Raw genomic sequence first — 1,465 nt, 5'->3', positions numbered from 1 at the left:
CGCCCGGTTACATTCCGAACCCGGAAGCTAAGCCTCACAGCGCCGATGGTACTGCAGGGGGGACCCTGTGGGAGAGTAGGACGCCGCCGAACAATTCTTCAAAAGGCCGAGGCCCCAGCGATGAGCTGGGGCCTCGGCCTTTTTTGTTGGGCTTTTTCAGCCGAACACAGACGGCCGGCAGACGGCGGTCGGGCACCCGGACGCGGTGCTCGCTCGTGTGCCGGACAATGGACAAGACGGATGTAACGGACGGACCGGGCCCTGGTGGGGTTCGGGGGTCGTCCGGATCGCGCGCTGGTGTCGATGGATCGGCAGTGGCGCCTCTAGAGCCAGCAGTGTGCAGACAGGAGTCACCAGCATGTCGAACCCGCCCCAGGACCGGCCCGAGCGCCGTAACGACGGCGGCCGGGGCTACGAGCCCAGGTCGCGCGGGGGCTGGTCGAACGACCGCGGCCCGCGTCGTGACGACCGTGGCGAAGGCGGCGGCTACCGCGGTCGTGACGACCGCGGCGACCGTGGCGCCGACCGCGGTGGTTACCGCAGCGACCGTGGCGACCGTCCGTCGTACGGCGACCGCCCTCAGGGCGGCGGCTTCCGCCGCGACGACCGTGGCGACCGTCCGCAGGGCGGCGGCTTCCGTCGTGACGACCGTGGTGACCGTCCCCAGGGTGGTGGCTACCGCAGCGACCGTGGCGACCGTCCGTCGTACGGCGACCGCCCTCAGGGCGGCGGCTTCCGCCGCGACGACCGTGGCGACCGTCCCCAGGGCGGCGGCTTCCGCGGCCGTGACGAGCGTCCGCAGGGCGACCGTGGCGGCTTCCGTCGGGATGACCGTCCGCAGGGCGGCGGCTTCCGTCGTGACGACCGTGGTGACCGTCCCCAGGGTGGTGGCTACCGCAGCGACCGTGGCGACCGCCCGTCGTACGGCGACCGCCCCCAGGGCGGTGGCTTCCGTCGTGACGACCGCGGTGACCGTCCCCAGGGCGGCGGCTTCCGCAGCGACCGTGGCGACCGTCCGTCGTACGGCGACCGTCCGCAGGGTGGCTTCCGTCGTGACGACCGTGGGGACCGCCCGCAGGGTGGGTTCCGTCCGCGTGAGGACCGTCCGTCGTACGGGCGGGACCGGGACGAGCGTGGCGGCTACGACCGTCCGCAGCGCACCGGTGGGTTCGAGCGCCGTGACGACCGTGGCGACCGTCCGCAGGGTGGGTTCCGTCGCGATGACCGCGGCGACCGCCCGCAGGGCGGCTTCCGCCGTGACGACCGTGGCGACCGCCCCCAGGGCGGCGGCTACCGCAGCGACCGTGGCGACCGCCCGTCGTACGGCGACCGCCCGCAGGGTGGCGGCTTCCGTCGTGACGACCGTGGCGACCGCCCGCAGGGTGGGTTCCGTCCGCGTGAGGACCGTCCGTCGTACGGGCGGGACCGGGACGAGCGTGGCGGCTACGACCGTCCGCAGCGCACC

1 rRNA gene and 1 pseudogene are annotated in these 1,465 nt (G+C 73.7%); both read left to right on the top strand.

The features are described 5' to 3' along the window. Nucleotides 1-92, top strand: a 5S ribosomal RNA gene (rrf, locus tag ACFYS8_RS06970); the annotation flags it as partial. Nucleotides 93-457: 365 nt separating this feature from the next. Beyond that, nucleotides 458-1,465, top strand: a pseudogene (locus tag ACFYS8_RS06965) (hypothetical protein); the annotation flags it as partial.

The organism is Kitasatospora sp. NPDC004615 (assembly GCF_042873545.1).
In the GTDB taxonomy this organism is placed as follows: Bacteria; Actinomycetota; Actinomycetes; order Streptomycetales; family Streptomycetaceae; genus Kitasatospora.
The sequence above is the reverse complement of the archived record's forward strand: the minus strand, read 5'-3'. Positions and strand labels throughout refer to the sequence as shown.